Raw genomic sequence first — 26,694 nt, 5'->3', positions numbered from 1 at the left:
CACGCCGCGCCTCGCGCGATCTAGAAACTCAGCGCAGGCCAAGCGATGCGCCAGTGATGTCCTTGCCAAAAGCATAGCGTGCGACGATGCGCAAACGCGAAAACAGCTTGGTGATCGCACCGGTATCGATTTCGATACCGGCGCCCAGCGAGGTCAACTGGTTGAAGCCGAGAATGTCCGCCTGACTGCCCAGACAGGTCGAATGCGAGAGTTCAAGCACGTATCGCAGCGGCCGATGGAACACGAGCAAGCCGGCCGGCGCGCGCCAGCGTGCATAGAGGTTAGTCGACTCCGCGTTGGCAGAGCCCCGCACCGCGCTCGAAGAGCCGAAGCTCTGGAGGTAAATATCCGTGTAGCGCAGTTCGAGATCGAATTCATAGGATTCCTGACGAGGATACCAGCCGATCATCAGCGACCCACCCAGGCCGTAAGCACTCATCGAGCCGTCACGAATGAAGTCGATATTGCTGTCGGTTTTACGGTTGATGAGGAACTGCGCGGCGCTCGCGTCGCTCAGGACTTCGCCGAGCGAAAAATTGAAGATCGGCCGGATCACCAGATCCTTCTTTTCGTTGAGCGGAAAGTCCCAGCCGATCCCCCCAGTTGCCGCCACGTTCGTCCATCGGGTGGGCAACGCGCGCTGCTCCTGTCCGTCCGAGACAACGAAGGTCGGATCGTAGCGTGAGCCGCCGATCGCGCCTTCCAAATAAAGCGGAAAGCTCGGGCTCAGGGTGAAGCCGCCACCTACCTGGGTCATATTCAACGATGGATCGCCGGTCGCGCCATTGCGGATCCCGAGCGAACTCGCGGAGAGATCGGGCGTCACCGTAAAGGAGAGCAGCGCCAGCACGCCGTTCGCACGTTTCTGAACGTCGGGCCCTGTCCACACTGGCGTACTTTGCGCCAGCGCTGCGCACGCGACGAAACCCTGCGCCAGCGCAACCAGCAACGCGCCGACGAACGACACGGCGATCCCGCCGGAGCGCCTTCGAAAGATATCGCCGGACAGCTTCTGCATGCTCATCCTTGGGTCGGGAGCCACACCGTAGCTCCATCCAACTGGGTAATTTAACAACCGGGGATAAAGATTTAAAGGCGATTGCCCCGAATTGCCCCGAAGGGCAATCGAATTGCCCCAACTCCCTATCGTTTGCGAACGCGCTCTGGATGACACTCCATGAACATACAGCGGAGCACACCATGGCAGAAATCGAAACGCTGGCCCGGCGGCGGGAGATCGGACGCGCAGCACGCGAACTTGCGCGGCGCTCGCAGCACGCTGAAATTGGCGACACGAATCGCGACCCCGTCGACCTGCTCAAGCAAAATAGCGCCGACCGTGTCAGCGCGCTCGTCCCGCTGCGATATGGCCGCATGGGCGTCTCGCCATTCACGTTTTATCGCGGCAGCGCCATCATTCAGGCGCACGATCTCGGCGCAACGGTGAATACCGGCATCGCGTTCCCCATTTGCGGCGACGCGCATCTTTCGAACTTCGGCGGCTTTGCCACGCCTGAGCGGCAGCTGATTTTCGATCTCAACGATTTCGACGAAGTCGCGCCCGGGCCGTGGGAATGGGACGTCAAACGCCTCGCGGCCAGTTTCGTGATTGCGGGGCAGCATATGGGCGTGAGCAACGGGCCGATCGCTGACTTTGTGGCGACCGTCGCGCATGAATACCGCGACCGCATGCACCAGTACGCCGAGTGCAGCACGCTCGAGCTCTGGCACGACATCGTCACCTTCGAGCGCATGATCGATACGGCCGCCACCGACGAAGGCCGGCGCCTGCTGCTCAAGACCAGGGAAAAAGCCGCCACGCGAACCAATGAAAGCATGCTTTCCAAAATGGCCGTCCAGAAGGACGGCCGCTGGTTGTTGCAGGATGCGCCGCCCGCCCTGTTCCATCCGGGCGGCCCCAACACGTTGCTCGGCAAGGAAGAAGCGTGGACAGATACCAAAGCCTGGGAGGGCAAACTGGCCGCGGCATTCGACGAGTATCTCCGCACGCTTCCCGCCGACCGCCAGGCGCTGATCGGGCAATTTCAGCTCCAGGACGTCGCATTCAAGGTCGTCGGCGTGGGCAGCGTCGGGACGTTTTGCCTCGTGATGCTGTTCGTGGACGGACATGGCGCGCCGCTATTCCTGCAGGTCAAGGAGGCGCGCGAGTCCGTGATTGCACGTTACTTCCGCTCCGAGCCAATTGCGCATCAGGGACAGCGCGTGGTGTCCGGGCAGCGTTTGCTGCAAGCTGCGAGCGACGCGTTTCTTGGCTGGACTACCGGGCCCGCAGGGCGCGAATTCTATTTCCGGCAATTGCGGGACATGAAGGTATCGGCGGAAGTCGAGCGCATGAGCAACACGCTTTTGCAGGGCTACGCGCGCATCTGTGGCTGGGCATTGGCTCGCGCGCACGCGAAAGCGGGCGGCAAGGCAGTCGAGATTGCAGCGTATCTGGGCAACGGCGAGCGCTTTTCCGATGCGCTGACCGAATATGCCTTTGGTTATGCTGTGCAAAACAATAAGGATTACGACGTTTTTATGCGTGCCTGCCGGTCTGGAAAACTGGAAGCGCGCAGCGACGAAGACATGGCCGCGGATTTCCGCGTCTGACCGGCAGCTGCTACGCACCGTATCCCTACGCCAGCGCGGTCGTGAACTATCGATCACGACCGTGCGTGGCCGCAACCCTGCGTTGCGCGCACTGACGCGTCACAGACGCACTACAGTGCGTCGCGCACGGCATCGAGCAAGTCCCGCCCAAGAAACGGCTTCGCCAGCAACATGCGTCCCCCGGCATCGGCAACCGCCTGGCGGGCGGCCGGCCCGTCAAAAGCCGTCACGAATATCGCAGGCGGACGCGATTGCGGAAGCCCCTCGTAGAATGCGAGCCCGGAAGCGCCTGGCAACTGGACATCGACGATCAGGCAACGCGCGGACGACGCCCACATGACGGCCCCTGGATCTTCAGCACTATTAAACTCATGCGTGTCGAATCCAGACAGCCGCAGGAGGCGCTCGACCGCGCGTCGCAATCCCGCGTCGTCTTCGACAATCACGATCAACTCGCCGTTTCCATCCATCATCCGCCCAGCATTCGTAAGCTCAGCGTTATGCGACTCTCGCCCATCCACTGACGCCGTGGGATCACGCCCTGTCGCCACAGGACATTCGCGTACCACGCGTCGCCGGCGCTCGCATGTGCGAGCTGCGTGGCGGCACCTTACGATTCGGTATTCACGCAGTCTTGCCTGAAAGCGGTAATACATCCATAGGGACTCGGGGCAATCGCATTTCCCTTTTGGGCAAAATCGGGCAATTGCCTTTTCTTTCGGCGCACTGGCCACTACATTACGCACTGCAACTGCGTTGTGCATTCACGCAAATTCATTCGCAAATGAACGTGTATTTTCATCCCCCTCGCTCGCGCACCGGGAGAATACGATGAAGAGAAGGGCTTTATGCATTGCGATCCTCACAGCGACGCTAGCCGCGCCGCCCCTTTACGCGCAGACTGCAGCGCCCGCCTCCACGCCCATGGCCGCAAGCAGCAGCGCGGCACAAGCCGTCGATCCTGCGGCTGTGGACGCGCTGAAAAAAATGGGCACGTATCTGCAGTCGCTCAAGCGCTTTAGCGTCTCAACCGAATTGACCGGCGAGCGTGTACTCGAAGATGGTCAGAAACTCCAGCATTCCGCGAGCGCCGATCTCGACGTGGATCGGCCCAATCGGATTCGTGCGGTCATGACGAGCGCGCGCAGCGATCGCGAGATTGTCTACGACGGCAAGTCGGTTACGTTTTATACGCCCGCCCAGCGCTACTACTCGACGGTGGCGTTCGACGGCACGATCGGCGCGTTGATCGATCGGCTGCATGAGCACTATGGCGTGGAGTTTCCACTCGCAGACCTGTTCGTGTGGGGCACGCCTGCGGCCCCAGTGGATCAGTTCGAGTCCGCCATGTTCGCGGGCGAGGACTACGTCGAAAACGATCTCTGCGAGCACTACGCATTCCGCCAGAAGGATCTCGACTGGCAAATCTGGATCACGGCAGACGCCCATCCGTTGCCTCGCAAACTGGTGATTACGCGCCGCGACGATGACGCGCGCCCGCAATCGGTTTCTATCATCAACTGGACGACCCGCCCCGAATTCAAGGATGCGATTTTCACGTTCAAACCTCCGTCAGGGGCGAAGAAGATCGAATTCGTCCCAGTCGCAACGAACACAACGAACAAGGGGTAGGCCCATGAAAATCCATTTTCAGCGCCAGCGCGCCCTCCTGCTCCCTGTCGTCCTGATCCTCGGTCTTGCCGTTGCGCATGTGCCTTCCGCAGAAGCGGTGGGCGGTCGCGGCGGCGGCCATGCAGCGCGGGAACGCCCTGCCGGCGGCGGCGCTCGTCAGGTCAACAGCGCACGCGCCGACGATCGCACGCGTAACGTGCGCAATACGAGCGTGAACAACGTCAACCGCAACGTCAATGTCAACCGCAACGTCAATGTCGATGTGCACAACGACTATCACCACGGCGGCTGGGACGACGACTACCATCCCGTCGCAACGGCGGCAGCAGTAACGGCGGCGGTTGGCGTGACGTCCGCAGTCGTTGGTTCAATCGTGCGCTCCGTGCCGCCCAACTGTGCACCGGTCAACTACCGGGGCATGATCTACCAGCAATGCGGCAGCACCTGGTATCAGCCACAAGGCTCGCAATACGTAGTGGTCAACGCACCGTACTGATCCATGGCAGGAGAGAACCATGTGCGCGGTCGTGGAAAAGATCAAGGAAGAGTTCATTAAAGTCCTGCCGCCTACGATCTTCTTTTTCGTCATTCTCCACATCGTCGCGCTGATCCGCGCGCTCATGGTCAGGGAGAGCGGCATCTCGCCGGAGACTACGGCGTCGGTGCTGATTTCATCGCTGATTCTCGGCAAGTCGGTGCTGCTCGCCGACATGCTGCCCTTCATCAACCGCTTCCCTGATAAGCCACTGGTCTGGAACGTGGGCTGGAAAACGCTGATGTATGCGATTGTCGCGCTCGTAATTCACTATCTGGAGCGTCTCTACGACTTCTGGAAAGAGACCGGTGGTTTTGCGGCTGCGAATCATGAACTGCTGGCGCATATCAGTTGGCCACGTTTCTGGGCAGTCCAGATTCTCCTTGTCACGCTGATCTTCAATTATTGCGTGATAGCCGAACTCGCCCGCGCGCTTGGCAAAAAGACGCTCAAGCGGATGTTCTTCGGCCCGCTTCCGCCGCGGCAAGGTTGAATGCTGCGCGATGGCAAGCGTACTCAGTGCAGACCGTGCAATCAGCGGGTCGCACGCGGCAACCACACAACAAACGACGTCGCGCGACCGTCTCGCGACGCGACGCTCACCCTGCCGCGATGCGCCTCCACGATCGATCGCACGATCGACAACCCAAGCCCCATTCCATGCTCCTTGGTCGTGTAGAACGGTTCGAACAAACGCTGCGCGAGCGCCGCATCGACGCCTGCTCCGCGATCCGTGACGCTGAACTCGACGCCGTGCTCCAGCAGCACCGATTCGATCGTGAGCAACCTGCGCCGCGGTTCGGTATCGTGCATGGCGTCCATCGCGTTGATGGCAAGGTTGAGCACGACCTGCTGCAGTTGCACCCGGTCGCCCAGCACCTCGACGTGGTCGGCAGCCAAGCGCGTATCGACCATGATGTTGCGGCGTCTCGCCTCGGGTTCGACGAGGGTGAGGGCACATCGCAAGGTTTCATCAAGCGGCAGCACACAGAACGTCACGCCCTGCTTCTGCAGCAAGGCGCGCAGGTGCTGCACCACTTCGTTGGCCCTGAGCGCGTCGCGTTTGACATCGGCCAGGATCTCTTCGAGTTCGGCGTGATCGACACGCGATGCCTTCACCAACAGTTCCGCAGCGTCTGCATTGCTCAGGATCGCGCCGAGCGGTTGACCGACTTCGTGCGCGATCGAAGCACTCAATTCCCCGACCGTCGCGAAGCGCGCGGCCCGTGCCAGTTCGCTGCGGCGCGCGACGGCTTCGGCTTGCGCGCGCCGCCGGGTGCGGCGCTGCGCAAGCAACGCGAGGATGGTGGCGCCCTGCGCGATCAGCACCACCAGCATCACCAGCATCGCGACGCGGTATTCCCGGAACAGCGAGCGCGGGAGATTGAGCAACAGGCAATCGGGTGGAAGCGCCGCAACAGCAAGACCATGGCACTCGATCTGCGCCACGTTTGCCGTGCAGCGCGCGGGCTGCTCGGGCTCCATCGAAGGTGCGGCTTGCACGCCGATACTCCACAGGACGAACACGCCCGCGCGAAGCCAGGCACCGACGAGATGCCCGCTTGTCTTCGGCCTGACCATCACGATGAAGCTCTGCCCGGACAACACGCACAGCTAGTCTCACGACCGTACATAAATACGCCCTGTCGTTCGAAGAATGCACAGCGGGAGGATGCGGCTTGCCCCGGCCTGTCACGATACCGTGCGATACCGCGCGAGCCGGCGCCCTTCTGCCGCGCGTTATGCAGCGCAAGCGTGTGTCTGCGCGTAACGCACTAGGTCGGCAAGCGAGCCCGCGCCGAACTTTCGCATCAGGCCCGCGCGGCAGCTTTTGATCGTCCGCTCGGACAGTCCGAGGTCGGCTGCGATCTGCTTGTTGCGCCGCCCTGCCACAATGCCGCGCAGCACGCTTTTTTCACGCTCGCCAAGGTCGTACGAGATCACATCGTTGGACGACTCCGGTGTCACCATCGTATGACTGGCGTCACTGGCCGCAGCTTCGCCGAAGCCCGAAGCCAGCGCGCCCAGCAAGGTATCGCGTTCGATAGGCTTGACGAGGAAATCCACCGCACCGGCCTTCATGGCCTGCACGGTTTGCGGTATGTCGCCGTATGCGCTCATGAATACGATAGGGAGCGCGCGCTGCTGGCGCGACAGCACCTGTTGGAGCTCAAGACCGCTCGGCCCGCCCAGCACCAGATCGAGCAGGAGGCAGCCCGTCCAGTCGTGCGGGTCACTCACGAGGAAGTCACCCACTGACGCGTATTCCTTCACCGAATAGCCGGAGTGATTAAGCACCCTACCCAATGCCTTTCTCATGGAGGCGTCGTCATCGACCACATGAACCAGCTTGTTTGCAGATTCGCTCACGGTTTGCTCCATTGTTGCAATAACCGAAACCGGTCAGACGTCTGAAGCCAATTTGCATGCGCACGTTATTTTTTCCTCGCGCCCCTCCCTGAGCTCTCGGAACTGTGCAGATGGAAAGCTTTATAGCAAGTTATTTGAAATGATGTTGTCTGGCCTCCCCAATACCGAACATAAATTCTTTCTGCATCTACTTTCTCCAATCGGCTCACAATATTATTCAAATAGTTTTCAAACATTTTTGTTGAAATTCTTCTCAATCTTTGAGAAAGCGGTTTTAGAGCAGCCTCACAGGTAGCATGAAAATAAATGGTGTAAATTCCGACGGCAAAAATTGATAACGCACGACATCTGGAAACCTTTATGACACCGCTCATTCATCATCCGGCGATCCTTTTCGTTGTGCTGTTCGTTTTGCTCTCGCTCGGCGCATCGCTCGGCGCGCTCCTGCTGCACCGCATCGCGCCGCTTTCCGAGGACGCGCGCGAAAACTTCAACGTGGTGCAAGGCGCAACGCTCACGCTTCTTGCGTTATTGATCGGCTTCACGCTGTCGATGGCCGTGAGCCGCTATGACCAGCGCAAGAACTACGAAGAGGAAGAAGCCAATGCGATAGGGACGGAGTACGTCCGTGCAGACCTGATCGGCGCGGCAGGCGGAGCAACCATCAGGCCGCTGCTGGCGCAGTATCTGCAACTGCGCATCGAATACTACAAGACCCGCAATACCGATGAACTCGACGCCAATAACCGCAAGACCGCGGATCTTCAAGGACGGCTGTGGTCGACGGTGCGCGACGCCGCCCTCGCCCAGCCCAATCCCATCACGGCGCTCGCCGTCGCCGGCATGAACGATGTGCTCAATACGCAGGGCTACACCCAGGCGGCCTAGATCAACCGTATTCCGCTCTCGGCGTGGATGCTCATGATCGTGATTGCCTTCTTCAGCAACCTGATGCAGGGCTACGGCATCCGTGCGGGCAGCGGGCGGCGCGTGTTGCTGTTCGTGCTGCCCTTTACCGTGTCCCTGTCGCTTGCCCTGATCGCCGATATCGACAGCCCGCGCGGAGGACTTATCCGGGTTGCGCCGCTCAATCTCATCAGTCTCCAGCCGTCGTTTTCACCGCAATAATCGCGGCCAACAACGCGCAAGGACCGCAATTTGCGGTCCTTGCGTTAGCTCGCCGCCTGCGGTGCATTTCCCACGAAGTGCTCAATCGAAGCCGCCCACGCCGCAGAAATGGAAGGTCAGATTTGCACCGGGACCGTCGTGGCGTAACGTCTTTACGGGTTGTTTGATATTGCAGTGGATTCTTGCGTACTGGATTACCATTGCCGCGGAGGGTGCGTTCGCGCTCGCTTCGTTTTGCGTGATTGATACGCGTAGCACTGCTCGCACACTCCGTGCTTGGCTATACACAGTTGGATCGCAAACCTAGGCCCAATTTCGGTTGCGCCCTCGAAAATGCAGTTTGCATGGGTCGGAAGTCGGCCAGCAAGCAACGTTCGATCGTTCTCTACATCGGACATCAGTGTGTCCGATTTGTGACGCAAGCAGCCCCTTACACGGGTAGCCCGAGAAGCCGGCCTGACTGTAGGTGACTCGAGCAATCAGTGTTGTTATCGTGAGCAACGTCCGCCATCTGCGAAGGGGGCAGCGATAATGAACGCGTCTCCAATGTGCGTCAGCCCGTCGTGAACCAGTAATGAATCACCAACGCCTATTGCTCTTCTTTGTCCTGCTCGTGCTGTCGCTTGGTGGCTGCGCGCTGGTACGTCCAGATTATGCGGCTCGTGTAGCTACTGGCACCACCGCGCACGACATCTGCTCGGAAACGTTCATAAGCGGACAACAGCCCGACACGATATTTGCTGAAACGATCGCTTCGCGACCGGGCCTCGACTTGATTGCTCCGCTAATCAACTATAGCGTCGACCGCTCGCAGCGGGAGGTCAGCGCGAGCCTCGCAGGCGCGTTCACCAGTCGCGCGGTTTTCCGGGGGACATGGGGCTGCACGATCGTCAAGGATGATGACGCTGCGTCGCTAGCGTTGCCGCAGCCACTATCTCCAATTCCCAAGGTTTCTCTGCCGATCGCTCTTGGTACATCACCCAAGCTGTCCCGTGCGCTTGACGATGAGTTTGCAGAAGAACCCTCCGAGGCGCTGCGCCGGACAAAGGCCGTTGTCGTGTTGTTTAAAGGCAGGCTGATTGCCGAGCGATACGCTCCCGGTTACGGGCCGGATACGCCAATACTCGGCTTCTCGATCAGCAAGTCGGTAACGAGCGCGCTTGTCGGTGTTCTCGTTCGCGAAGGGAAGCTGCGCATAGATGCTCCTGTGCAACTCGACAATGGCTCAGGCAGGTCAGTTCCGCTCTCGGACTTCATGCGCATGACGAGCGGCCTCGACATCGACGAGACCGGCAGCGGATTTGATCCATCGAACCGGATCATGTACGTCCACACGCGCGACATGGCCACAGCTGCGCGACGCGCCCGCGCCATCGCGGCGCCGGGACAGCGTTGGGCTTATAGCAGTGCAAGCGTTCATCTCGTCGCGCGCGCAGTACGCGACGCAGTTGGGGGCACCGCGGTCGATGTGCAACGCTTTGCCCACGACGAGCTGTTCATGCCGCTCGGGATGCAGCATGTAACGATGGAAATGGACGAAACTGGTACGCCAGTCGGCGCCCACTACATGCTCGCGTCGGCTCGCGACTGGGGCCGCTTTGGCGATCTGTACCTGAATGATGGCGTCGCGCCCAATGGACAGCGAATTCTACCGGAGGACTGGGTGCGCTGGTCGACCACGCCAACGCTCGCGACAAATTATGGGGCTGGTTGGTGGATCAACCACCATAGCCTCACAAGCAACGGGCAGGCTGACGGAATGCCGTTGATGCCGGACGCACCCGCCGACACGTTTTACGCGCTCGGCAATCTGGGACAGTACATAATCGTCGTGCCGTCGAAGCAAGTGGTAATAGTGCGACTTGGCGACGCCCAAACCCCGCACTTCGACATTGACGGAGCAGACCGGCTCGTCAAGGAAGTTATCAGCGCACTTCCCGATGCGTCGTCGTGAACGCCGCGCCAGCGGTCTGCTCATAGCACCTTGCCGGGCAACGGGCACGCTAATTTATCGGCGAGGTGCGGTGTGCTGTTGCCGGCTGTAGTAGCAGAACCGGCCAGTGGCGGCCTCCAGCGTCGAATAGCTGGTTCGGGTCGTTTGCAGGCAATTCCCCGCACACGTCAAGCGAGGCACGCGCGCTCGAGCCGAGACGACAGGCCGGTCTTTTGCTGTTTCGCCTACGCTGGGCACTGCGCAGTTCTGCACTAACCCAGCTCTGACCCAGGACATTGACGGGCCGCACCTGTCCCGCGTCGCTGCGCAAGGGCAATCGGCTCGCCCTGAGACGCAGCTTGAACGGTACGCCGGTTTAAATCGTACTTCACCGCGCTCCGCATCGATTCACCTCGCGGGGCGCGATAACTTTCTCTACGTCTCACAACGCGCGCGATTCAAGCACCATCATCACCGCGTCCTTGATACGTTCGCGCTCAACCGTATAGGTTTCCATCAACTGTTCGCGATCGTGCATGGCAATCGCGTTCAACAGAGACCGTTCGAGATGGGCATGCATCGCGTCATCCGGACGATTGGCTTCGGTTGCCAGCGCACGATAGCGATCGGTCAGCCGGATCAGCCTCAACGCCTCGCGACGGATGATTTTCTCCGGCGACAGGTCGAACAAACAGGCATAGAACGCGTAGTATTCCTCAATCCACGGCGAGCGCTGACGTTTGCTCAGGTGTTCGTCGAGCTTCGATAGCATGGCGTCCAGCGTGGCCGTCTGCGCATTGTCCGGCCACGCGATCGACAAAAACAGTTCTCTCTCGATCAGGAACCGCGCGCGATAAAGCTGCGCCGCTTCGCTCGACGAGAGCGGCGCCACGAAAAAGCCTCGATTCGGATCGTGCACGATGACGCCGACTGCAGCCAGCAGATTAAGCGCTTCGCGCACCGGCACCCGGCTGATATCGAAGCGCTCTGCCAGTTCGGACTGCCGCAATTGTTGGCCCGGTGAGAGCGTACCCAGGTTGATCAGCTTGCGGATATCTTCGGCAACCTGCGCGGGGATATCGATATCTTTCAGTTCGATTTTGCTCACGGGATTCGTCGTCTCTCTAGCGTTTGAATGCGTCGGTGTTCGCATCTCACAGCCGCTATTCTAAGGGCAGTGCCCGCGCGCCTGTTCGCCAGCCGCGACAACCGGCGAACAGGCGCGCGATCACATCCCGATCAGGCAATCCCGGCGCGGCGATCGCGGATCAGAAAGATGATGAACATCAGCCACGATACGCCCAGCCCGAAATAATCGAAATTGCGCAGCGGACGATAATCCGCATAGCCAAGCCCGGTCGAACCGATACATGCCGCCACCGTCAGCAGCAGACAGATTCCCACTGCGATTGCCGTTTCTTTTTTCATCTCGATCTCCTGATTCAGGCTTTGCCATGCCGCGCGGAAGACAGCGGCTGGCTCAAAGGCTCGGTTCCGGTCTCGTTTTTGAAGTAGCCCTTCCAGCCATCCCAAAGCCACATTGGTTTGAGTGTGGGACGGAAGACCGAAGCCATGTAGCCGCTATAGGCAAGCAGCAGCAGACCGTTCATCAGCAGTTCCTGCGGACCCGAAAAAAGCTGACGCGGCGTCGCGACAACGAAGGTGTTGAGCCAGAAGATGGTTACCGTAGTCGGCATTTCCAGAATGAGGGCAAGCATCACGAAGCGGTTCGTCAGCAGCATCGTGCCGAAGACGAACTCCATGTACTTGACCGCGGGATACAGGTGGATCGTCGTGGCGGCCGCAACGTATGCACCGCCGACGCCGGGAATCGGTGGTACATATCCGCTCGTGATGTATCGGATACCCGAGAAAAAGAGGTGGGCTCCGAAGTAGAGCCGCAGCCACATGATGACGTACTTCCATGGTGAGGTGCTGGCGCTGTTCATACACTGTCTCCTGAATACTCGTTAATAAGTCTTCCAACCACGAACCGTGGAACGCCGGGCGAAAGCGCTGCGCATAGACTCCGCTTGCCCCGGCGAATCCGGGTCGCAACTCACTCACCCACACTGACCGCCGGTTTTCCCGGCGTGCCGATGCGGGCGAGCAGCGTCTCGTCGACGTCCACACCGTAGCCGGGGCGCTCGTTCGGGTAGGCATGGCCTCGATGAAAGCGTTGTCCGCCCAGTGCGAGATCCTCGCCTGCGGGAATTTCATCGCTATTCCATGCTGCATGCACCGCGAGCGGCCCGGCGCTTTCGCTCATGAACTGGCAGGCCCACTGATCGGCGACCCACAGATGCGTACTCGGACAGGCCTCGATCCCGGAGCCGATCAGGGTGCTGCAAAACACCGGCAGGTCGTAAAGCCGGCAAACGGCCAGGAAGCGCTGAGCCTTCAGCAGGCCGCCCACCTTCTGCACCTTGAGAATGACGCCATCGGCGCTGCGCCGCTCGGCGATTTCGCGCAGATGGTGCAGTTCCTGCGCGCCTTCATCCGCATAAATCGGCGTCTCGACACGCTCGCGCAAACGCGCCATCCCATCGCGATCCCAATGCGGCAACGGTTGCTCGACGAAATCGAGCCGATATCGATCGAGCCGCCTGATCGTGCGCAGCGCTTCTTCATAGTTCCAGGAGCCATTGGCGTCCAGCATGATGCGTGCGCCATCGCCTAGTGCAGTGCGCACGGCCGCAGCCGTTGCGATGTCGTTCTCAAAGGTGCCGCGGCCTACTTTCAGCTTGAATGCCGCGTAGCCTGCCTCCCTGGCGGCCACAGCCGTGCTGGCGACCTGCTCCGGCTCGCCTGCCGACAGCACCCAGCCCAGCGGCACCGCCTCGCGCGTGCGGCCGCCAAGCAGGTCATAGACCGGCACTCCCAGCGCTTTGCCCTTCAGGTCGTGCAGTGCGCAATCGACCAGCGCCTTGGCCTGATTGTTATCGCGTGCCAGCGTGTCCATCGCGCCGACGATCTTTTCGATATTGCGCGGATCCTCACCAAGCAGGATGCGCGGCGCGAACACGTCGCAGATCATGCTGACAATCGACGCCTGGCTTTCGCCGCGATACCAGGACGACGTGTCGCCGGACTCCGCCACGCCCACCAGCCCTGTATCGGCATAAACGCGCAGCAACACGGTATTCAGGCAGGTGATCGTCACGTTCGGTAGTCGAAGCGGCTTCTTTAACGGCATCGACAATGGAATACATTCGATTCGGGTGATTTTCATGGCAATAAGAGGAGCGAGGTTCGAATAGACGTGGCGCGCGCCACGATGTGTTATCAGGCTTCGGCTGCGCGAGCGCGAATCGATCGGCTGACGCGCATCAGCAGCACGATCGCAAGGCCAACAGATACGACGTAGCAGGCAACGAACGCGTGACCGAGCGCGCCCGCCCCCGCGAACAGCACACGCGCCACGAGCGCGACAACCGTGGGCCCGAGCGCAAGCCCGAACAGATTCGTCACGAGGTAGTAGATCGCGGTGAGCTTGCCCATCATGTTGCCGGGCGTGAGATTGGCCATCGTCGCCCCTCCCGCGACGGCGAATACCGCAAAGAAGAACGTCTGCGCCGCATACGCCAGGACGCCCAGTTGCGCGGATTCGATCCACGGAAACGCTGCGGTAACGAGCGCAGCAATCGCGGTCGAGACGATCGCCACGCGCACCGGCGCGTCGACCATCCCGCGCTTGCGCAGGCGATCGGCAATGCTGCCCCAGATCAGCAGTCCCGCCGGAGACGCGATCAGCCCGACGGCCCCCAGCGTCTGACCGATAACCGGGCGGCTATAACCCATGGTTCGCGCGATGATCTCGGGTAACCACGCCATCTGACTGCCGATTGCAATGCCGTATAGGCAGATCGCACACCACAGCGGCAGATAGACGCTTTTGTGCGCCCAGGCATATCGCAGGGCATCGCCGTAGCTGACCTTGTCGGCGCTCACGGCGTCGCGGCGGGTGGGTTCGCGCACGAGCCAGAGCATGAGCGCAAGCGGGATGCCAAGCAGGCCCGGCACCACCAGCACGAACTGCCACGGCTTGAGCAGACCCAGCAGCGGAATCCCGGCGAGATGGCCCGCGGCCGAAAACTTCAGCAAATAGCCGCCCAGCACGAGCGCGAGGCCTGTGCCCAGCAACGGCCCGATGTTGTAGATCCCGAATGCCAGGCCGCGACGCTCGGGCGGAAATGCATCGCGGATCATGGATGCAGCGGCGGGCGGCAGCACAGCTTCACCAACACCCAGACCGATGCGCGTCAGGAACAGAAGCAGATAGGTCTGGCTCAGACCGCACAGAATCTGCACACTCGACCACAGCAACATCGCGCCGCCGAGCAGACGCTTGCGACGCCAGTTATCGATGAGATAACCGGCCGGGATGCCCAGCACGCTGTAAAGCAGCATGAACGACAGCCCAAGCAGCCAGCTCACCTGCAAATCCGATACGCCCAGATCCTGCTTGATCGGCCCGACCACCAGCGAAATCGCGCCACGATCGATGAACGACACCACATAGACGATCGTAAGGATCACCAGCAGCGGCCAGCCACCAGCGCTTACTGCCCCTTCGGCGACAGTGAAAGGCGCATGCGATCCGCCGGCGCGATCGGCGGAACGAGGCGGTGCGTCGTGCGCAGTGGGGTTCTCGTACATTGCTGTCTCCTATGAAGCGATATTTTTTATGTGATTGACTTCTGTATTGGGTTTCGCTAGCGGTCCCACGCAGGCTCATCGACCGCTGCGCGCGCCGCAGTCGTACCTGAGACGATGAATTCGGCAATATCGCCCATCGAGTTGTAGTAAGGACCCCATAGCGACCCACACTCACCGACGGCATAAAGACGCGGAATCGGCCGGTCGTCATGGTCGAGCACACGCTGGCGCGCATCGTGTTTCGGGCCGCCGTGCGTGTTGAGATAAGTCGGGAACATTGGGCCGACTGCGTAATACGGCCCGGTATCGAGCGACACGAGAAAGCTGCTACGTCCGTGGTCAGGATCGTTGCCCTGCTCACAATGCGTGTTGTAGCGTGCGACCGTGTCCTTCAGCGCCTCCGGATCCAGGTGACCGGCACGCGCCACTCCGGGGATGTCAGGCCAGGAGCATTTGAGCGCCAGTTCCTCCAGCGTGTTCGCGCTGATGATCGAGCCTTCATCCAGCTCGGCGAGGTTATCGGCGCTCCAGGCAGGCGTGCGTGAATTCAGCGTCGTCATGGCCGCGCCACCTGCGCGAACTTTCTCATCGAAAATCTGGAATACCGGAACGTGGCTGAATTCCGGCACCTCCGGCGTGGTGGCGAGCCAACTGTCGCGATTAGCCAGGCCGTGACGCACTTCGGCCGTATCGGTCGTTTCGTTGTGAAAGCGCTTTGCATGCCGGTCAACCCATATCAGGCTGCCGCCATCCTTGAACGCCCCCGAGTTGTAGCCGAATCCGGCAATGCGATTCAGGTCGTGCGTCACATAAACATGCCCGCGCTTCGACTTGATGCCCCAACTGAGCGGTCCCGCCACGGCATTCATGTGCCAGAGTTGCGCGCCCACCGCCTGCGCCATACGAATACCATCGCCCGTCAGATTCGGACTGCCAAGAAAATAAACAGGACAAGGCGTGATGAATTGACGACACATCGATTCGTCTGCCTCGAAACCGCCGCTGGCCAGCACGGTCGCCTTGCGGGCCTTGACAGCCAGTGTCTCTCCGTCGGCCGTGCGTGCCTCGACACCGAGAATCTCGCGCGTCACCGGATGTTGCACGAGTCGCGTGACCGTCGTGCTGCACCGTACGCGCGCGCCGCGCTGCTCTGCCACCGCCGCAATCGCGTTATACAGTCCCGCACCACCGGGCGCCGACACCACGCTCATGCCCTGCACGCTCTCGCTGCCGGGCGCACCGGGAAACTCGGGGAAAAATCCCGGCGCCCTGAATGGCTTCGGATTGTCCTTCAACGGCAGGCCGAGTTTGTGCTGAAAAGCCGGGATCGCCTTCAGCCCCTGTACAAACTGTTTGAGCACGCTTTCATCGGTTTGTCCGGCGCACAGCCAGTTCATGTACTCGAAGGTAGCCTGCTCGTCGTTCGACGTCATGATGAGGCCACCGGCGACGCACACCGAATTGCCGCCACCGCGCTCGCCCTTTTCGAGGATCAGCACATCGGCGTCCAACTCCGCCGCACTCAGGGCGAAGGACGCGCCCGCGCCGCCGTATCCCACCACCACCATATCGGCTTCCAGGTCCCAGCGGGGGGTGGACCACGTCACCGTCAGTTCATTGTTCTGCATCGATTCTCTCGCGACAAACGGATGGGTACACTCAGGCGGCCTGGTTCACCGGCTGTTCAGCCGAACGCAGCCGGTCGTAGATTTCGTTGTAGCGAAGTACCGGTGCATCCATGGCGAGCATGATCATCTTGCTGTCCGGCGAACGGCCGATCAGCTCCTGCTGTGCCTCGATGATGAATTTGTCTTCCTGAAACGCCGCGTCGGCAATGCCGAAGCAATGTGCCTTGAGATCGGCGCCCTTGGCCCACGGGCCGAAGTTGTAGAAGAACTTCGACTTCGTCGCACTGACGGGCGTGATCATCTGGTTGGTGCAGCGCGCGAAGATGGGGGCTTCAACGGGACCGTCGCTGCCCATGCGATCCTGAACGCCGGGCGCGTAGGAATGAATCGTCAGGATGAACACGCCGGGAACGAGGAAGGTGCTCACCACACGGTCGTCGGACGGCACTTCGCCGAAATACGGATTCGACTGACGCCCCGCGTGCCAGCGGTCGGCCTGCACGCCTCGCTCGAGCACCGCCATGCCTCGCTTCGTCTCGCTCTCTTTCATCAGCTTGAGCGATTTCATGTTGCTGCCGCCGAAGGTCGATTCGTGCACAAACGGCGCGTGCGAGAGATCCAGCAGATTGTCGGAGATCAGTTCAGCGTTTGCGTCGATGTCGAAGCTCGCGCAGACCATCGCCCAGTCCGCGTCGTCGGGGCCGATAATCGGCGGAATCAAGGCAGCGTCCGCTTTTTTCGGATCGCCCATCCAGACCCATGCTGCGCCGTGGCGCTCCTCGATCGGATAAGCACGCACGCAGACTTTGGCCGAAATACGCTCCTGGCCGGGGATTTCGGTGCAACGGCCGTCAGCGGCAAACTTCAAACCGTGATACATGCAGCGTAGTTCATCGCCCTCCTTGCGCCCAACGGTCAGCGGCACGAGCCGATGCGGACAGCGGTCTTCCAGCGCGGCCAGCGTGCCATCCGACTTGCGATAAATCGCAAGCGGCTCGTCCATCACCGTGAATGGCACGATTGCGTCAGCGGAAAAGTCCGCGGCCCATCCCACCATGTACCAGCAGTTGCGAAGGAACATCGTTTGTCTCCTGATCGATTGATGCGGCCTGCCATGACGGCAGATCCATCGCCGAAATAAAAAATAGTATTCAATTTAGTATTCATCATGTTATGCGGAGTCTCCGGTGAGCACAAGGATGTGCGTCGGGGGGTATACCCGCAAAAAACGATGAAGTTCAGAGACCTCGTGCTTCGAGCGAAGCGAGCAGATGGCGTTCGACTTCAGCGCGATCCGCAAGAAAGACCGCCAGTAAGGCATCGCGATCCTGTTTCGCGAGCGCTTCGACAAGATGGTGTTCAGGCGTAGCGGGAAACCCGGCGCCCCACGAAGCCGCGGGTGCAAGCGCGCGGTAGCGATCGGTCTGGCGCATCAGTCGCATGGCCTCCCGCGCGATCACGTGTTCAGGTGAAAGTCCAAAGACGAACGCGTGAAACCGGCCATGCACGCGCAGCCAGTCGGCGCGTGCCGCCACGGCCAGTCCACAATCCAGAATCGCCAGATCGTCTTGCAGAATCCGCAGTTCAGCCCGCGTAGGCCAGCGCACCGTTCGTAATAATTCAGATTCCAGAATTCTTCGGATCAGATAAATCTGCCGCGCCTCGACACTCGAGAGCAATGCGACCTGGAACCCGCGATTCGGATCGTGCTCCACGGCCGCTTCGGCCACCAGCAGCTTCAGGGCTTCGCGAACCGGCGCACGGCTTACACGGAAACGTTCCGCTAGCTGGAGTTGCGGCAGCGACGCGCCGGGCGCGATCACACCATCGTTGATCATTTCGCGAATGCCAGCCGCAATCTGTGACGGCAGATCGGGCACCCTTCGAGCTGGCTGAACGGGGCCGTCGGCGAGCGGCTCGTCGTCTGGCGGTGCGCTGGCGCCAGACCTCGCGACCTGAAGCGCTTCAATGCGTGCGCCGCGCAGCAATTCAGCGCTCCCAGTACACAGCGTTTGCCGTGCCATGCAGCACCTGTTGCTGCTGCGCTTCCGACAACAGGCCCACGGATGCCCGCGCGAGCTCGACCATATCGCTGTAGTTGCCTTTGGACTGCGCCACGTCGGAGCCCCACATGACCCGCTGCGCGCCGAAAGCGCTCACGACTCGGGCCACCACGGGCGCGGCGGGCAGATCCAGCGCGGCAAGCTTGCCCAGGTTGATCATCGAATACAGCAGATAAACGTTCGGCTGGTCATCGAGTGCGAGCAGCGCTTCGTCCACGCCGTGGTGGGGCGCGCCCGACTCGCCCACGATATTGGAGAAGTGATCGAGCACGACGGGCGTATCGGGGAAGGACTTGAGCACGGGCAGCAGCGCGCGCAAGGCGGCCTCGCGATTCCAGCGGTAGAAGTGCAGGCGCACGGAGCCGCCGAGTTCCGCGACGGTTTCCCACGCGCGCAACGCCGCTTTCGACGAGAACCAGCCCGGATCCGCGCCTTTGTGCGGCTCGGTCAGCCGGATTCCCACCGAGCCGCGTTCGCGCACCCAGTAACGCACTGTTTCGCCGATGTCATCCGCAAGGGCATCGACCATGCACAGCGCGCGCAGACGTTCGGGATACGCCGCGGCCGCATCGCAGACGTAATCGTTGTGAAATCCATAAATATGGGCACGTTGCACGGCCAGCGCGCGCTCGACGCCATTGGCGTCGAGCAGCGCAATCAGCCGCTCGGCAGTGACCGGGTTGTCCAGCGCACCGTCTTCGAGCGTACCGCTCAATGGCGACGGCGGATATCGGCCCACATCGGCGGAAATCAGATGGGCATGACTGTCAATCATGGTGTCTCCATGGCATGTTGTGTTCGGGTTGCGTGTTACGGCCGGCGCGCGGGCTTAGCGCCACGGGTCTACGCACACATGGATTGCGCCTTCGACGCCTCGCCCGGCCGTCGCGAGAATCGCCTCGTGGGTCTGCGCCAGTCCGAACGTGTGCGAGCACACCTCGTCGAGCGGATAACGGCCCGACGCGATATAGCGCAAAGCAAGCTCGACGGCGGCGTAGCTGCGCCCGCGCGGGGCGCGCACGGTTAGATAGCGCTTCTTAATTTCACCGATCGGCACCTGCTGATGCAGGCCATTCAGGCTCAGCCACGCGCCCTTGGCGGCGAGCGCGATGGCCTGCGTGGCCACCGAGCCATCGGGGTCGCCCGTGGTATCGACCACCACGTCGACGCCCCGCCCGTTCGTCACGCGCATGACCTCGGCTTCGAGATTCTGGTCCTGCACGTCGATGGCATGATCCGCGCCCATGCGCAGCGACAGATCGAGGCGGCTTCGATCGCGTGTCATGCCGGCGAGGATGACCGTGAGCGAGCCGGCCGCCTTCGCGGCAAGCACGCAACCCAGACCCTGCTGGCCCGGCCCGAATACCAGCACGGTTTTGCCCGGCCCCGCGCCGCCATCATTGCAGGCCCATTGCACGCCATTGCCGAATGGCACGGCGAGCGTGGCGTGCGTCGCCGGCATATCGTCAGGAATACGATGCATGACGGTATTGAGCGGCAAATGCATGTACTGCGCGTAACCACCCCACAGATGCGGTGCGATCTCGCAGGTGGACATGCCGAAGCGCAGCGTATTCAGACGATCCTTGACGTTGAAAAAGTCGACTTCCATGCACAGACGGAAATCGCCCTTCATGCACCACTCGCAGTGCCAGCACGGCAGATATTCGTGCAGCGCCACGCGATCGCCAGCCTTCACGCCCCATCGCCGCGCCGCGACCGGCCCGACGGCTTCCAGCGTGCCGACGTTCTCATGGCCCATGATCAGCGGCGCGTGATCGGGCTTGCGGTAGACCTCCGGGTCGCTGCCGCCCACGCCGCTCGCTTCCACGCGCAGGATGCCCGTATCGGACTTCAGCTCGGGATAATCGAACTGGCGCAGTTCGGTTGTTTCCGCAGCAGTCTTGACCGCCGCCCACACTTTCTTTGACATCGTTTGTCTCCAGTCCAGATTGTTCTCGCCACCTTCAGCGCGCACGAAATACCCGCAGCGCGTTGCGACAGAAAATGTCGTCCAGCGCCTGCGCCGACTGCCCAGCCAGACTCTGCATAGCGAACTTCAGCGCATTGCCGTAGCCCTCGCGTGCACTCACCACGGGGAAATCGCTGCCCCACATCAGGCGTCGCGCGCCGAATGCCACTAGCGCCAGCTCCACCAGCGGATGGCTGCGCCCGCCGAACGGCTCGCCATCGCGCAGTGCCGTGGGAGAGCGCGGCATGAGTTCGCCCATGCCGGGCAACTTCAGCATGACGTTCGGCAAACGCGCGAGGCTGAACACGGCTTGCCGCAGCGCTAACGCTTCGTCGGTATCGACGGGCGCACTCGATCCGCCAAGGTGTTCGAGCACGACCGTGATTTCCGGCAACGCGGCAAGCAGCCTGGCAAACGCGGGGGCGGCAAACGCCTGCGCCGATCCCACGCAGCTCACCGGCAAGCCGCATCGCTGCGCCGCGCGCCATACATCAGGCAGCGTACCGTCGGGCAGGCACGCACCGGGGCGCAGACGCACCCCGGCCGCGCCCGCGTGCGCCAGACGCTCGACAGTTGTGCCCACCTCCGGCGCCTGCGCATCGACCCATACGACACTCAGGAATCGCTCGCCGTAACGCGAAACGCAGTCTTGCTGATAGCCGTTGTCGACCTGCCCGATCATCTGGGTGAGCACGGCGGTTTCGACGCCATGCCGGTCCATCTGATGCAGCAGCGTCTCAACGGGCTCGTACCAGCACGGCGAGACATGCGCATGGCTATCGACGATCATCGCCGCCTCCGGGCGCATCACGCCGTCAGCGCTACATCGGGATTGAGCGGCACTTCCTGCTTCCAGGTGCGCTCGTTGGAGAAGATCACGGTGGCCGCGCGAATCTGCTGCCAGGGGATCGGCGCGCTCAGCACGAGCGGAACCTCGTTGCGCTCTGCAAGCGCCCGCGCCGTGCGGATCATCTGACGCCGCCACGCGACCACGGCCACGTCGGAGGTGCCCAGATGCTCCTTGGTGCGATCGAGGATGCGGCCCTGCGTTTCGCTGACCGCGTGATCCTGGGTGAGAATGCCCTTGATGCCCGACATCGACGCGGTCTTCATCGCCTCGCGGTCCTGCTCGTACCAGTTGTCGATATTGAGCTTCTTGCGGAAGTTTTCATCGACCCAATGACCGCCCTCTTCGATTCGGTAAGCCACGTCGACCGGCTGCGTTTCGTCGAAGAACCACTGGATATGCCAGGTCGATTCGTCGTCACGCGGCACGAAGGCATTGGCCATACGCCTATTCTTTCGCACACCGAAACCATCGGGTGGAATTAAAGTGAAAAATGGCAACACCACTTCCGTCACGCGTGCGTGCAGTTTTCCTTCTTCGCGGAAATTACGCACGCCGGCGTAGCGCAAGCCATATTTCGTGTATTCGACTTCGATCTTCGGTTGCAGATCGCGTTCGTGGTCGTACTTCGCAGGCGCACTCCACGGTTGCTCGCGATGCAGCACGCCCGCGTGCGCCGAATCGATCGTGCCTTCCACCGCCTGCGCGTAATTGCAGTCTTCGAGCACTTTGAACGGCACGACGTTCTGAGCCGGATAAGCGAGAAATTCGAATTCCGGGAATGCGGGCGTATGCGCTGCGTCGCCCATATACGTCCAGATCACGCCCGCGACTTCGCGCGTTGGATAAGCCAGTGCGCGAATCCGCGAGCAGAACGCCGATCCCGCCGGTTCGGTCGGCGTATCGAGACAGGTGCCATCGGTGGCGAACTTCCAGCCGTGATACAGGCAGCGCAGGCCACCCTCAGAATTGTCGCCCAGCGCGAGCGAGGCGCGGCGATGCGGACACTGTTCGTCGAGCAGACCGACCTTGCCGTCGGTATCGCGAAACGCGACCAGATCTTCGCCCAGCAGGCGCAACCGCACCGGTTTGCCGCCGGGTTCACTGATTTCTGAGGCGAGCAGCGCCGGAATCCAGAATCGGCGGATCAGATCGCCTGTGGGCGTGCCACGGCCGACCTGCGTGAGAATCGTGTTGTCTTCGCGAGAAAGCATGGTGTCTCCTTGCCTGCATTGAATGGGGAATATGGGGGATGCCTGCCGGTGGTCCGGCCGGCGCGGTCAAATCAGCGCGATGGCGTGGTTCAGCCGCTCGCAGGCGGCCACGGTGTTGGCGTCGTTACCCACCAGATCGTGGGCTTCGATCACGAGTTCGCGCAGCCTCAGCAGACGCTGCAATTGCGCGTCGACCAGGCCCGTGCGCGCGGCCGCCGCGACGTCGGCGTCCAGCAACCGCCAGACTTCATCGAGTTCGGACTCGCGGTAGATCATGTGTTCGATCTCCTTCGAAGCGCCGATGCGTTCGGCCAGTTCGCGCAACGTCGCAACCGTGTAGTTGTCGATGGAGGTAAGATCGTCGACGTAGCGCGCGGCACCGGTATTGAGGTCTTGAAGCGTCATGACGATGCTCCGTTTCTAGCGGCCCTTCGGGCCAAATTTCGACGGCGGCAGATCGAGCGCGACGCGGCCGTAATTCGTCATCGCGCTATCCCACGTAAAGGCGAAGTGCTGCGCCGCCGAATTCGTGTCGCGCCAGACGCGCTGCAGTTCGGACTTGTTGTAGATGCCCGTGCCGCCCGCCGCCTCGAACAGACTGTTGACGGCCTTGCGCGCCGTTTGCGCCGCGTAGGCCCAGTCGCGCGGCACGCGTGCCCATTCGAGTGCGGAGATGGCTTTCGGGTCGTCCGCCGTGTCGACACGGCGTGCATCCTCACGCACCAGCGCAAAGGCCGCATCGACTTCGGCAACGGCCAAGGCGAGCCGCGCCATCGTGGCCGACTGCTCCGCCATCTGCTCGCTATCGAACGATTTGAGGCGCGGCGCCAACCCTTCCGAAAACGAACGGATCGCCGCGCGCGCCATGCCAAGCGGCGCGCCGATCAACGAAAAGGGCGTCACGTTCTGGAACGGCATGCGATAGATCGGCGCCCTGACCGACCCCGCCGTTGCCTCCTGACCCGACATCATTTCTTTGACCGACACCGAGCGATGCGCGGGAATAAACGCTTCGGCGATGCGGATCGAACGGCTACCTGTCCCGCGCATACCAGCGGTGTGCCAGTCGTCGACGATCTCGATATCCGCGCGCGGCACCACGAAAAAGCGCGGCTCGGGCGGCGCGTTCTCGCGCTGCACCGCGCTGCCGACGATCACCCACTGCGCGTGATCGATGCCCGAGCAGAAGCGACCATCGCCGTTGACAAGACGGTAGCCGCCCTCCACTTCCGTGACCGTGCCGCCAAGGCGAAACACTGTTGCCGTCAGGGTGCGGGCGTCGCCCATATCGCCCAGAACATCACGCTGGGCTTCGAGCGGAAAGAGATTGAGCATCCAGCTATGGCCTGCAAGCACGCCGTAGACCCAGCCCGTGGAACCGCACGCTGAGGCGATTTCCGCGGTCACTTCTACGAGGGTTGCGAAGCCTAGTTCCGAGCCGCCGAAACGTTTGGGCGTGACGACATTGAAGAGGCCGGATTCGCGCAATTCGGCGATGGTCTCGGCTGGCACGATGCGGTCGGCTTCCGTGCGTGCCGCGCGCGACCGGATGCGTTCGTGCAGAGCGCGTGCGCAAGCAATGGCATCCTCATGATTATCGAGTCGCGGCAACGTATTGGACTCCTGATCAATTGAATTCGCAGGGGATGTGTTCACAATGTGTCTCCTCAGTGATAAATCAGGCGCCCGCGCGCATCTTGTCTTCAACCTTTTCGCGCGCGGCTATGTCCAGAAACCAGCGATAGTGGCCGCCCTTCGAGATCGGCGGCAACCCGGTCGCGACGGTGTACCAGTTCGCGCCATCGTCTTCGCTCGCATAGACTTCGCCGGTCGCCGTGCCTGCGATCAGCATGATCCGGTCGTCCCAGTGATAGAGGCCCATGCCTTCGATATTGCCGACGATCTCCTCAGGCAGACCGTTGCGGATGGGTTGCCAGGTCACGCCGCCATCCGTGCTGCGCAGCACCTTCGCGTCGGCGCTGCGGCGCGCGGCCCACTCGCGCGGCGCGTTGCCCGGACCGCCCAGATACAGCACGTTCTCGTCACGCGGATCGATGAACATCGCGTCGGGGTAACCGATCGCATCGGCGCGGGTCATCAGGTGCGTCCAGCTTTCGCCCGCATCCGCGCTGTAGTGCAGTCCTTCGCCGCCGCACATGAAAAGCTGCGCGGGGTTCGAGCGGCGGATCAGCACGCGATGGTTGTCGTGATAGAACTTGTCCTGCTCGGATTCGTAGCTGCGCGGCTCGGCCCATGTGCGTCCGTCGTCTACGGTCTTGAGCAACGCGCCCTGTTCGATACAGACATAGAGCGTTTGCGGCTCATCGGGATGAAACGCCACGTTCTTGACGTGCGCAATGTGCGGCGGGGGCGGAAACTCCCATCGCTCCTGACCTGGCACTTCGAGCATCGCGCTCACCTCAGTCCATCGCTTGCCAAGATCGTCGCTGCGATAAAGCGCGGAAGGCTCCGTACCCGCATAGAGCACCACGCCTTGCGCACGCGGCTGCGCCGCCAGCGTATAGATATGCGCGCTCTTGATGCCTTCAAAGCACGGTTTCCAGTTCACGCCCAGATCCTCGCTCACCCAGAGGCCGCCGTTGCCATGTGCACCGGCAAACAACAACTTCGACTCCGGCTCGTAGAGCAACGCGCTCACATGCAGATGTTCCAGCGCCGAGCGCGTCAAGCGCCAGGTGTCGGCTTCACCGCTGCGCCCGAACACCTGCATGCCCCGCAAGGTCGCAACCAGCAGCGTTGTGGCCGGGCCTTCGCCGTGAGTCACCGTGCCGCCGTTACAAGACAGGATTGCGATCAATTCTTTCTCCTCCTATGGATGCGCCTCGACGAAGCTCAATGCCCGTCCCAACGCGATTGACTCATCACGGAATCCTCGGGATTTCCCTCGCCTGGATTCTTTGACTTTTTTCTTGTTAGTCGAAATAATATGCAAAAAAGAATTTCAAGTCAACAAACTCACCGCGACAACAACCGGCTGACGGTTTTGAGCGCTGGAGAGATCGAGATGGCGTGCGTTAGCCGACGTTACTGGATTCCGCGGCGCCAGACGATCGAAATGGACAACTGGAAACGGAGACAGCCATGAACGAGCCTCAAGCCCGTGCCGACGATCTGATGACGCTGCGTCTTGCGTCGATTCACTATCTGGCGCGTGACACCCTGGCGTATGCCTTCGAGCGCCCGGACGGCGCCCCGCTGCCGTCCGGCGCGCCCGGCGCGCATATCGGCCTGCATCTACCCAATGGCCTCGTGCGGCAATATTCGCTGCTCGACGGCAGTACCGATCCGCGCTTTTACCAGGTGGGCGTCAAACGCGATGCCAAGAGCCGCGGCGGCTCGCAATACATGCATGAACAGTTGCGCCCCGGCGATCTCGTACAAATCGAAGCGCCCCGCAACAATTTTCCGCTCGACGAAAACGCCGCCCATACAGTGCTGATCGGCGGCGGCATCGGGATTACGCCGATTCTTTGCATGGCACGCCGCCTGAAGGCGCTTGAGCGTCCGATGTCGCTCTACTACTCGTGCCGCGAGCGTGTGGATGCCGCCTTTGTCGAAGAGCTGACCGGATTCGCCGACATGCATCTGCATATCGACGCCGAAGCGGGCGGTGTGCTCGATATCGCGGCGCTCGTGAACCGGCAGCCGCCCGGCACGCACTTCTACTGCTGCGGCCCCGGCCCCATGCTCGCGGCCTTCGAAGCGGCCAGCGGGTCATTGCCGCGCGCGCAGGTCCACGTCGAATATTTCACGGCGAAGCAGGAAGCAGCGCTGGAGGGCGGCTATACGGTCGAGTTGCGCCGCAGCGGCAAGTCCTTCGCGGTTCCCGGCGGCAAGACCATCCTCAACGTGCTGCGCGAAGCGGGCATCGATGTCGCGTATTCCTGCGAGGAAGGCGTATGCGGCGCCTGCGAAACACGTGTGCTGGAAGGGCAACCCGATCACCGCGACGCGATTTTGTCCGAGCCGGAAAAGGTCGCCAATAACACCATGATCATCTGTTGCTCTGGCTGCAAAGGCGACCGGCTGGTCCTCGATCTGTAACGCCACGGCAAAAGCGCCCTGCTTCAACCCTTGCG

27 protein-coding genes are annotated in these 26,694 nt (G+C 61.6%); 8 read left to right on the top strand and 19 right to left on the bottom strand.

Annotated elements, in window-relative coordinates; translation table 11 throughout:
- Nucleotides 1-28: 28 nt before the first annotated feature.
- On the bottom strand, nucleotides 29-1,174 hold the full coding sequence (locus U5A67_RS31205; RefSeq protein ID WP_321817375.1) for a hypothetical protein: 1,146 nt from the start codon (nucleotides 1,172-1,174) through the stop codon (nucleotides 29-31).
- 26 nt (nucleotides 1,175-1,200) lie between these two features.
- On the opposite strand from U5A67_RS31205, the gene U5A67_RS31200 reads away from it, so the two are divergent.
- Complete coding sequence (locus tag U5A67_RS31200) at nucleotides 1,201-2,613, top strand: DUF2252 domain-containing protein (protein ID WP_321817374.1); 1,413 nt, start codon at nucleotides 1,201-1,203, stop codon at nucleotides 2,611-2,613.
- Nucleotides 2,614-2,723: 110 nt separating this feature from the next.
- Here the strand turns inward: U5A67_RS31200 and U5A67_RS31195 are convergent, their stop codons facing one another.
- Nucleotides 2,724-3,086, bottom strand: coding sequence for a response regulator (locus U5A67_RS31195; protein WP_321817373.1), 363 nt, complete (start codon nucleotides 3,084-3,086; stop codon nucleotides 2,724-2,726).
- A 358-nt stretch (nucleotides 3,087-3,444) separates the two neighbouring features.
- Between U5A67_RS31195 and U5A67_RS31190 the strand changes: the two genes are divergently transcribed.
- From U5A67_RS31190 to U5A67_RS31180, 3 genes are read left to right on the top strand one after another with little or no spacing between them, the layout of a single operon-like run.
- The gene (locus tag U5A67_RS31190) at nucleotides 3,445-4,245 is read left to right on the top strand and encodes a DUF2092 domain-containing protein (RefSeq protein ID WP_321817372.1); all 801 of its coding nucleotides are present in this window, start codon (nucleotides 3,445-3,447) and stop codon (nucleotides 4,243-4,245) included.
- Nucleotides 4,246-4,249: 4 nt separating this feature from the next.
- The gene (locus U5A67_RS31185; RefSeq protein ID WP_321817371.1) at nucleotides 4,250-4,741 is read left to right on the top strand and encodes a hypothetical protein; all 492 of its coding nucleotides are present in this window, start codon (nucleotides 4,250-4,252) and stop codon (nucleotides 4,739-4,741) included.
- A gap of 19 nt (nucleotides 4,742-4,760) precedes the next feature.
- On the top strand, nucleotides 4,761-5,273 hold the full coding sequence (locus U5A67_RS31180; protein ID WP_321817370.1) for a hypothetical protein: 513 nt from the start codon (nucleotides 4,761-4,763) through the stop codon (nucleotides 5,271-5,273).
- 41 nt (nucleotides 5,274-5,314) lie between these two features.
- On the opposite strand, the gene U5A67_RS31175 is transcribed toward U5A67_RS31180, so the two are convergent.
- Complete coding sequence (locus U5A67_RS31175) at nucleotides 5,315-6,229, bottom strand: sensor histidine kinase (RefSeq protein WP_321817369.1); 915 nt, start codon at nucleotides 6,227-6,229, stop codon at nucleotides 5,315-5,317.
- A 291-nt stretch (nucleotides 6,230-6,520) separates the two neighbouring features.
- A complete protein-coding gene (locus tag U5A67_RS31170; protein ID WP_321817368.1) occupies nucleotides 6,521-7,150 on the bottom strand; it encodes a response regulator transcription factor in 630 nt (209 codons plus the stop codon).
- 360 nt (nucleotides 7,151-7,510) lie between these two features.
- On the opposite strand from U5A67_RS31170, the gene U5A67_RS31165 reads away from it, so the two are divergent.
- The 3 genes from U5A67_RS31165 (at nucleotide 7,511) to U5A67_RS31155 (ending at nucleotide 10,232) form a co-directional block, all read left to right on the top strand.
- On the top strand, nucleotides 7,511-8,038 hold the full coding sequence (locus tag U5A67_RS31165) for a hypothetical protein (RefSeq protein ID WP_321817367.1): 528 nt from the start codon (nucleotides 7,511-7,513) through the stop codon (nucleotides 8,036-8,038).
- A 33-nt stretch (nucleotides 8,039-8,071) separates the two neighbouring features.
- Nucleotides 8,072-8,278 carry a hypothetical protein gene (locus U5A67_RS31160; RefSeq protein ID WP_321817366.1) on the top strand — a complete coding sequence of 69 codons (207 nt, stop codon included), beginning with the start codon at nucleotides 8,072-8,074 and terminating at the stop codon, nucleotides 8,276-8,278.
- Nucleotides 8,279-8,852: 574 nt separating this feature from the next.
- On the top strand, nucleotides 8,853-10,232 hold the full coding sequence (locus U5A67_RS31155) for a serine hydrolase (RefSeq protein ID WP_321817365.1): 1,380 nt from the start codon (nucleotides 8,853-8,855) through the stop codon (nucleotides 10,230-10,232).
- Nucleotides 10,233-10,653: 421 nt separating this feature from the next.
- Here U5A67_RS31155 and U5A67_RS31150 read toward each other — a convergent pair whose 3' ends face one another.
- From U5A67_RS31150 to U5A67_RS31080, 15 genes are all read right to left on the bottom strand, one after another.
- A complete protein-coding gene (locus U5A67_RS31150) occupies nucleotides 10,654-11,364 on the bottom strand; it encodes a GntR family transcriptional regulator (RefSeq protein ID WP_321817364.1) in 711 nt (236 codons plus the stop codon).
- 86 nt (nucleotides 11,365-11,450) lie between these two features.
- Nucleotides 11,451-11,639 carry a hypothetical protein gene (locus U5A67_RS31145; RefSeq protein WP_321817363.1) on the bottom strand — a complete coding sequence of 63 codons (189 nt, stop codon included), beginning with the start codon at nucleotides 11,637-11,639 and terminating at the stop codon, nucleotides 11,451-11,453.
- A 14-nt stretch (nucleotides 11,640-11,653) separates the two neighbouring features.
- A complete protein-coding gene (locus tag U5A67_RS31140) occupies nucleotides 11,654-12,160 on the bottom strand; it encodes a hypothetical protein (RefSeq protein ID WP_042297888.1) in 507 nt (168 codons plus the stop codon).
- A 110-nt stretch (nucleotides 12,161-12,270) separates the two neighbouring features.
- The gene (locus U5A67_RS31135; RefSeq protein WP_321817392.1) at nucleotides 12,271-13,407 is read right to left on the bottom strand and encodes a mandelate racemase/muconate lactonizing enzyme family protein; all 1,137 of its coding nucleotides are present in this window, start codon (nucleotides 13,405-13,407) and stop codon (nucleotides 12,271-12,273) included.
- Between the two features lie 89 nt (nucleotides 13,408-13,496).
- Nucleotides 13,497-14,870, bottom strand: coding sequence for an MFS transporter (locus tag U5A67_RS31130; RefSeq protein ID WP_321817362.1), 1,374 nt, complete (start codon nucleotides 14,868-14,870; stop codon nucleotides 13,497-13,499).
- Between the two features lie 56 nt (nucleotides 14,871-14,926).
- Nucleotides 14,927-16,498 carry an FAD-binding protein gene (locus U5A67_RS31125; RefSeq protein WP_321817361.1) on the bottom strand — a complete coding sequence of 524 codons (1,572 nt, stop codon included), beginning with the start codon at nucleotides 16,496-16,498 and terminating at the stop codon, nucleotides 14,927-14,929.
- A 31-nt stretch (nucleotides 16,499-16,529) separates the two neighbouring features.
- Complete coding sequence (locus tag U5A67_RS31120) at nucleotides 16,530-17,579, bottom strand: aromatic ring-hydroxylating dioxygenase subunit alpha (RefSeq protein ID WP_321817360.1); 1,050 nt, start codon at nucleotides 17,577-17,579, stop codon at nucleotides 16,530-16,532.
- 157 nt (nucleotides 17,580-17,736) lie between these two features.
- A complete protein-coding gene (locus U5A67_RS31115) occupies nucleotides 17,737-18,378 on the bottom strand; it encodes a GntR family transcriptional regulator (RefSeq protein WP_321817391.1) in 642 nt (213 codons plus the stop codon).
- Between the two features lie 109 nt (nucleotides 18,379-18,487).
- Nucleotides 18,488-19,336 carry an amidohydrolase family protein gene (locus U5A67_RS31110; protein WP_321817359.1) on the bottom strand — a complete coding sequence of 283 codons (849 nt, stop codon included), beginning with the start codon at nucleotides 19,334-19,336 and terminating at the stop codon, nucleotides 18,488-18,490.
- Nucleotides 19,337-19,390: 54 nt separating this feature from the next.
- Complete coding sequence (locus U5A67_RS31105; protein WP_321817358.1) at nucleotides 19,391-20,494, bottom strand: zinc-dependent alcohol dehydrogenase; 1,104 nt, start codon at nucleotides 20,492-20,494, stop codon at nucleotides 19,391-19,393.
- Between the two features lie 34 nt (nucleotides 20,495-20,528).
- Nucleotides 20,529-21,323, bottom strand: a complete 795-nt coding sequence (locus U5A67_RS31100) for an amidohydrolase family protein (RefSeq protein WP_321817357.1) — start codon at nucleotides 21,321-21,323, stop codon at nucleotides 20,529-20,531.
- 17 nt (nucleotides 21,324-21,340) lie between these two features.
- The gene (locus U5A67_RS31095) at nucleotides 21,341-22,594 is read right to left on the bottom strand and encodes a Rieske 2Fe-2S domain-containing protein (RefSeq protein ID WP_321817356.1); all 1,254 of its coding nucleotides are present in this window, start codon (nucleotides 22,592-22,594) and stop codon (nucleotides 21,341-21,343) included.
- A gap of 66 nt (nucleotides 22,595-22,660) precedes the next feature.
- Nucleotides 22,661-22,999, bottom strand: a complete 339-nt coding sequence (locus tag U5A67_RS31090) for a hypothetical protein (protein ID WP_321817355.1) — start codon at nucleotides 22,997-22,999, stop codon at nucleotides 22,661-22,663.
- Nucleotides 23,000-23,014: 15 nt separating this feature from the next.
- Nucleotides 23,015-24,205: an acyl-CoA dehydrogenase family protein gene (locus tag U5A67_RS31085; RefSeq protein WP_321959777.1), complete on the bottom strand. Its 1,191-nt coding sequence runs from the start codon at nucleotides 24,203-24,205 to the stop codon at nucleotides 23,015-23,017.
- Between the two features lie 67 nt (nucleotides 24,206-24,272).
- The gene (locus tag U5A67_RS31080; protein ID WP_321817353.1) at nucleotides 24,273-25,412 is read right to left on the bottom strand and encodes a glycosyl hydrolase; all 1,140 of its coding nucleotides are present in this window, start codon (nucleotides 25,410-25,412) and stop codon (nucleotides 24,273-24,275) included.
- Nucleotides 25,413-25,696: 284 nt separating this feature from the next.
- Here U5A67_RS31080 and U5A67_RS31075 point away from each other — a divergent pair, with 284 nt between their 5' ends.
- Complete coding sequence (locus U5A67_RS31075; RefSeq protein ID WP_321817352.1) at nucleotides 25,697-26,659, top strand: PDR/VanB family oxidoreductase; 963 nt, start codon at nucleotides 25,697-25,699, stop codon at nucleotides 26,657-26,659.
- Nucleotides 26,660-26,694 lie beyond the last annotated feature (35 nt).

The sequence above is a fragment of the Paraburkholderia sp. J69-1 genome (assembly GCF_905220255.1).
In the GTDB taxonomy this organism is placed as follows: domain Bacteria; phylum Pseudomonadota; class Gammaproteobacteria; order Burkholderiales; family Burkholderiaceae; genus Paraburkholderia.
Note: the sequence above shows the minus strand (reverse complement) of the source record. Positions and strands in the feature narration are given on the sequence as shown.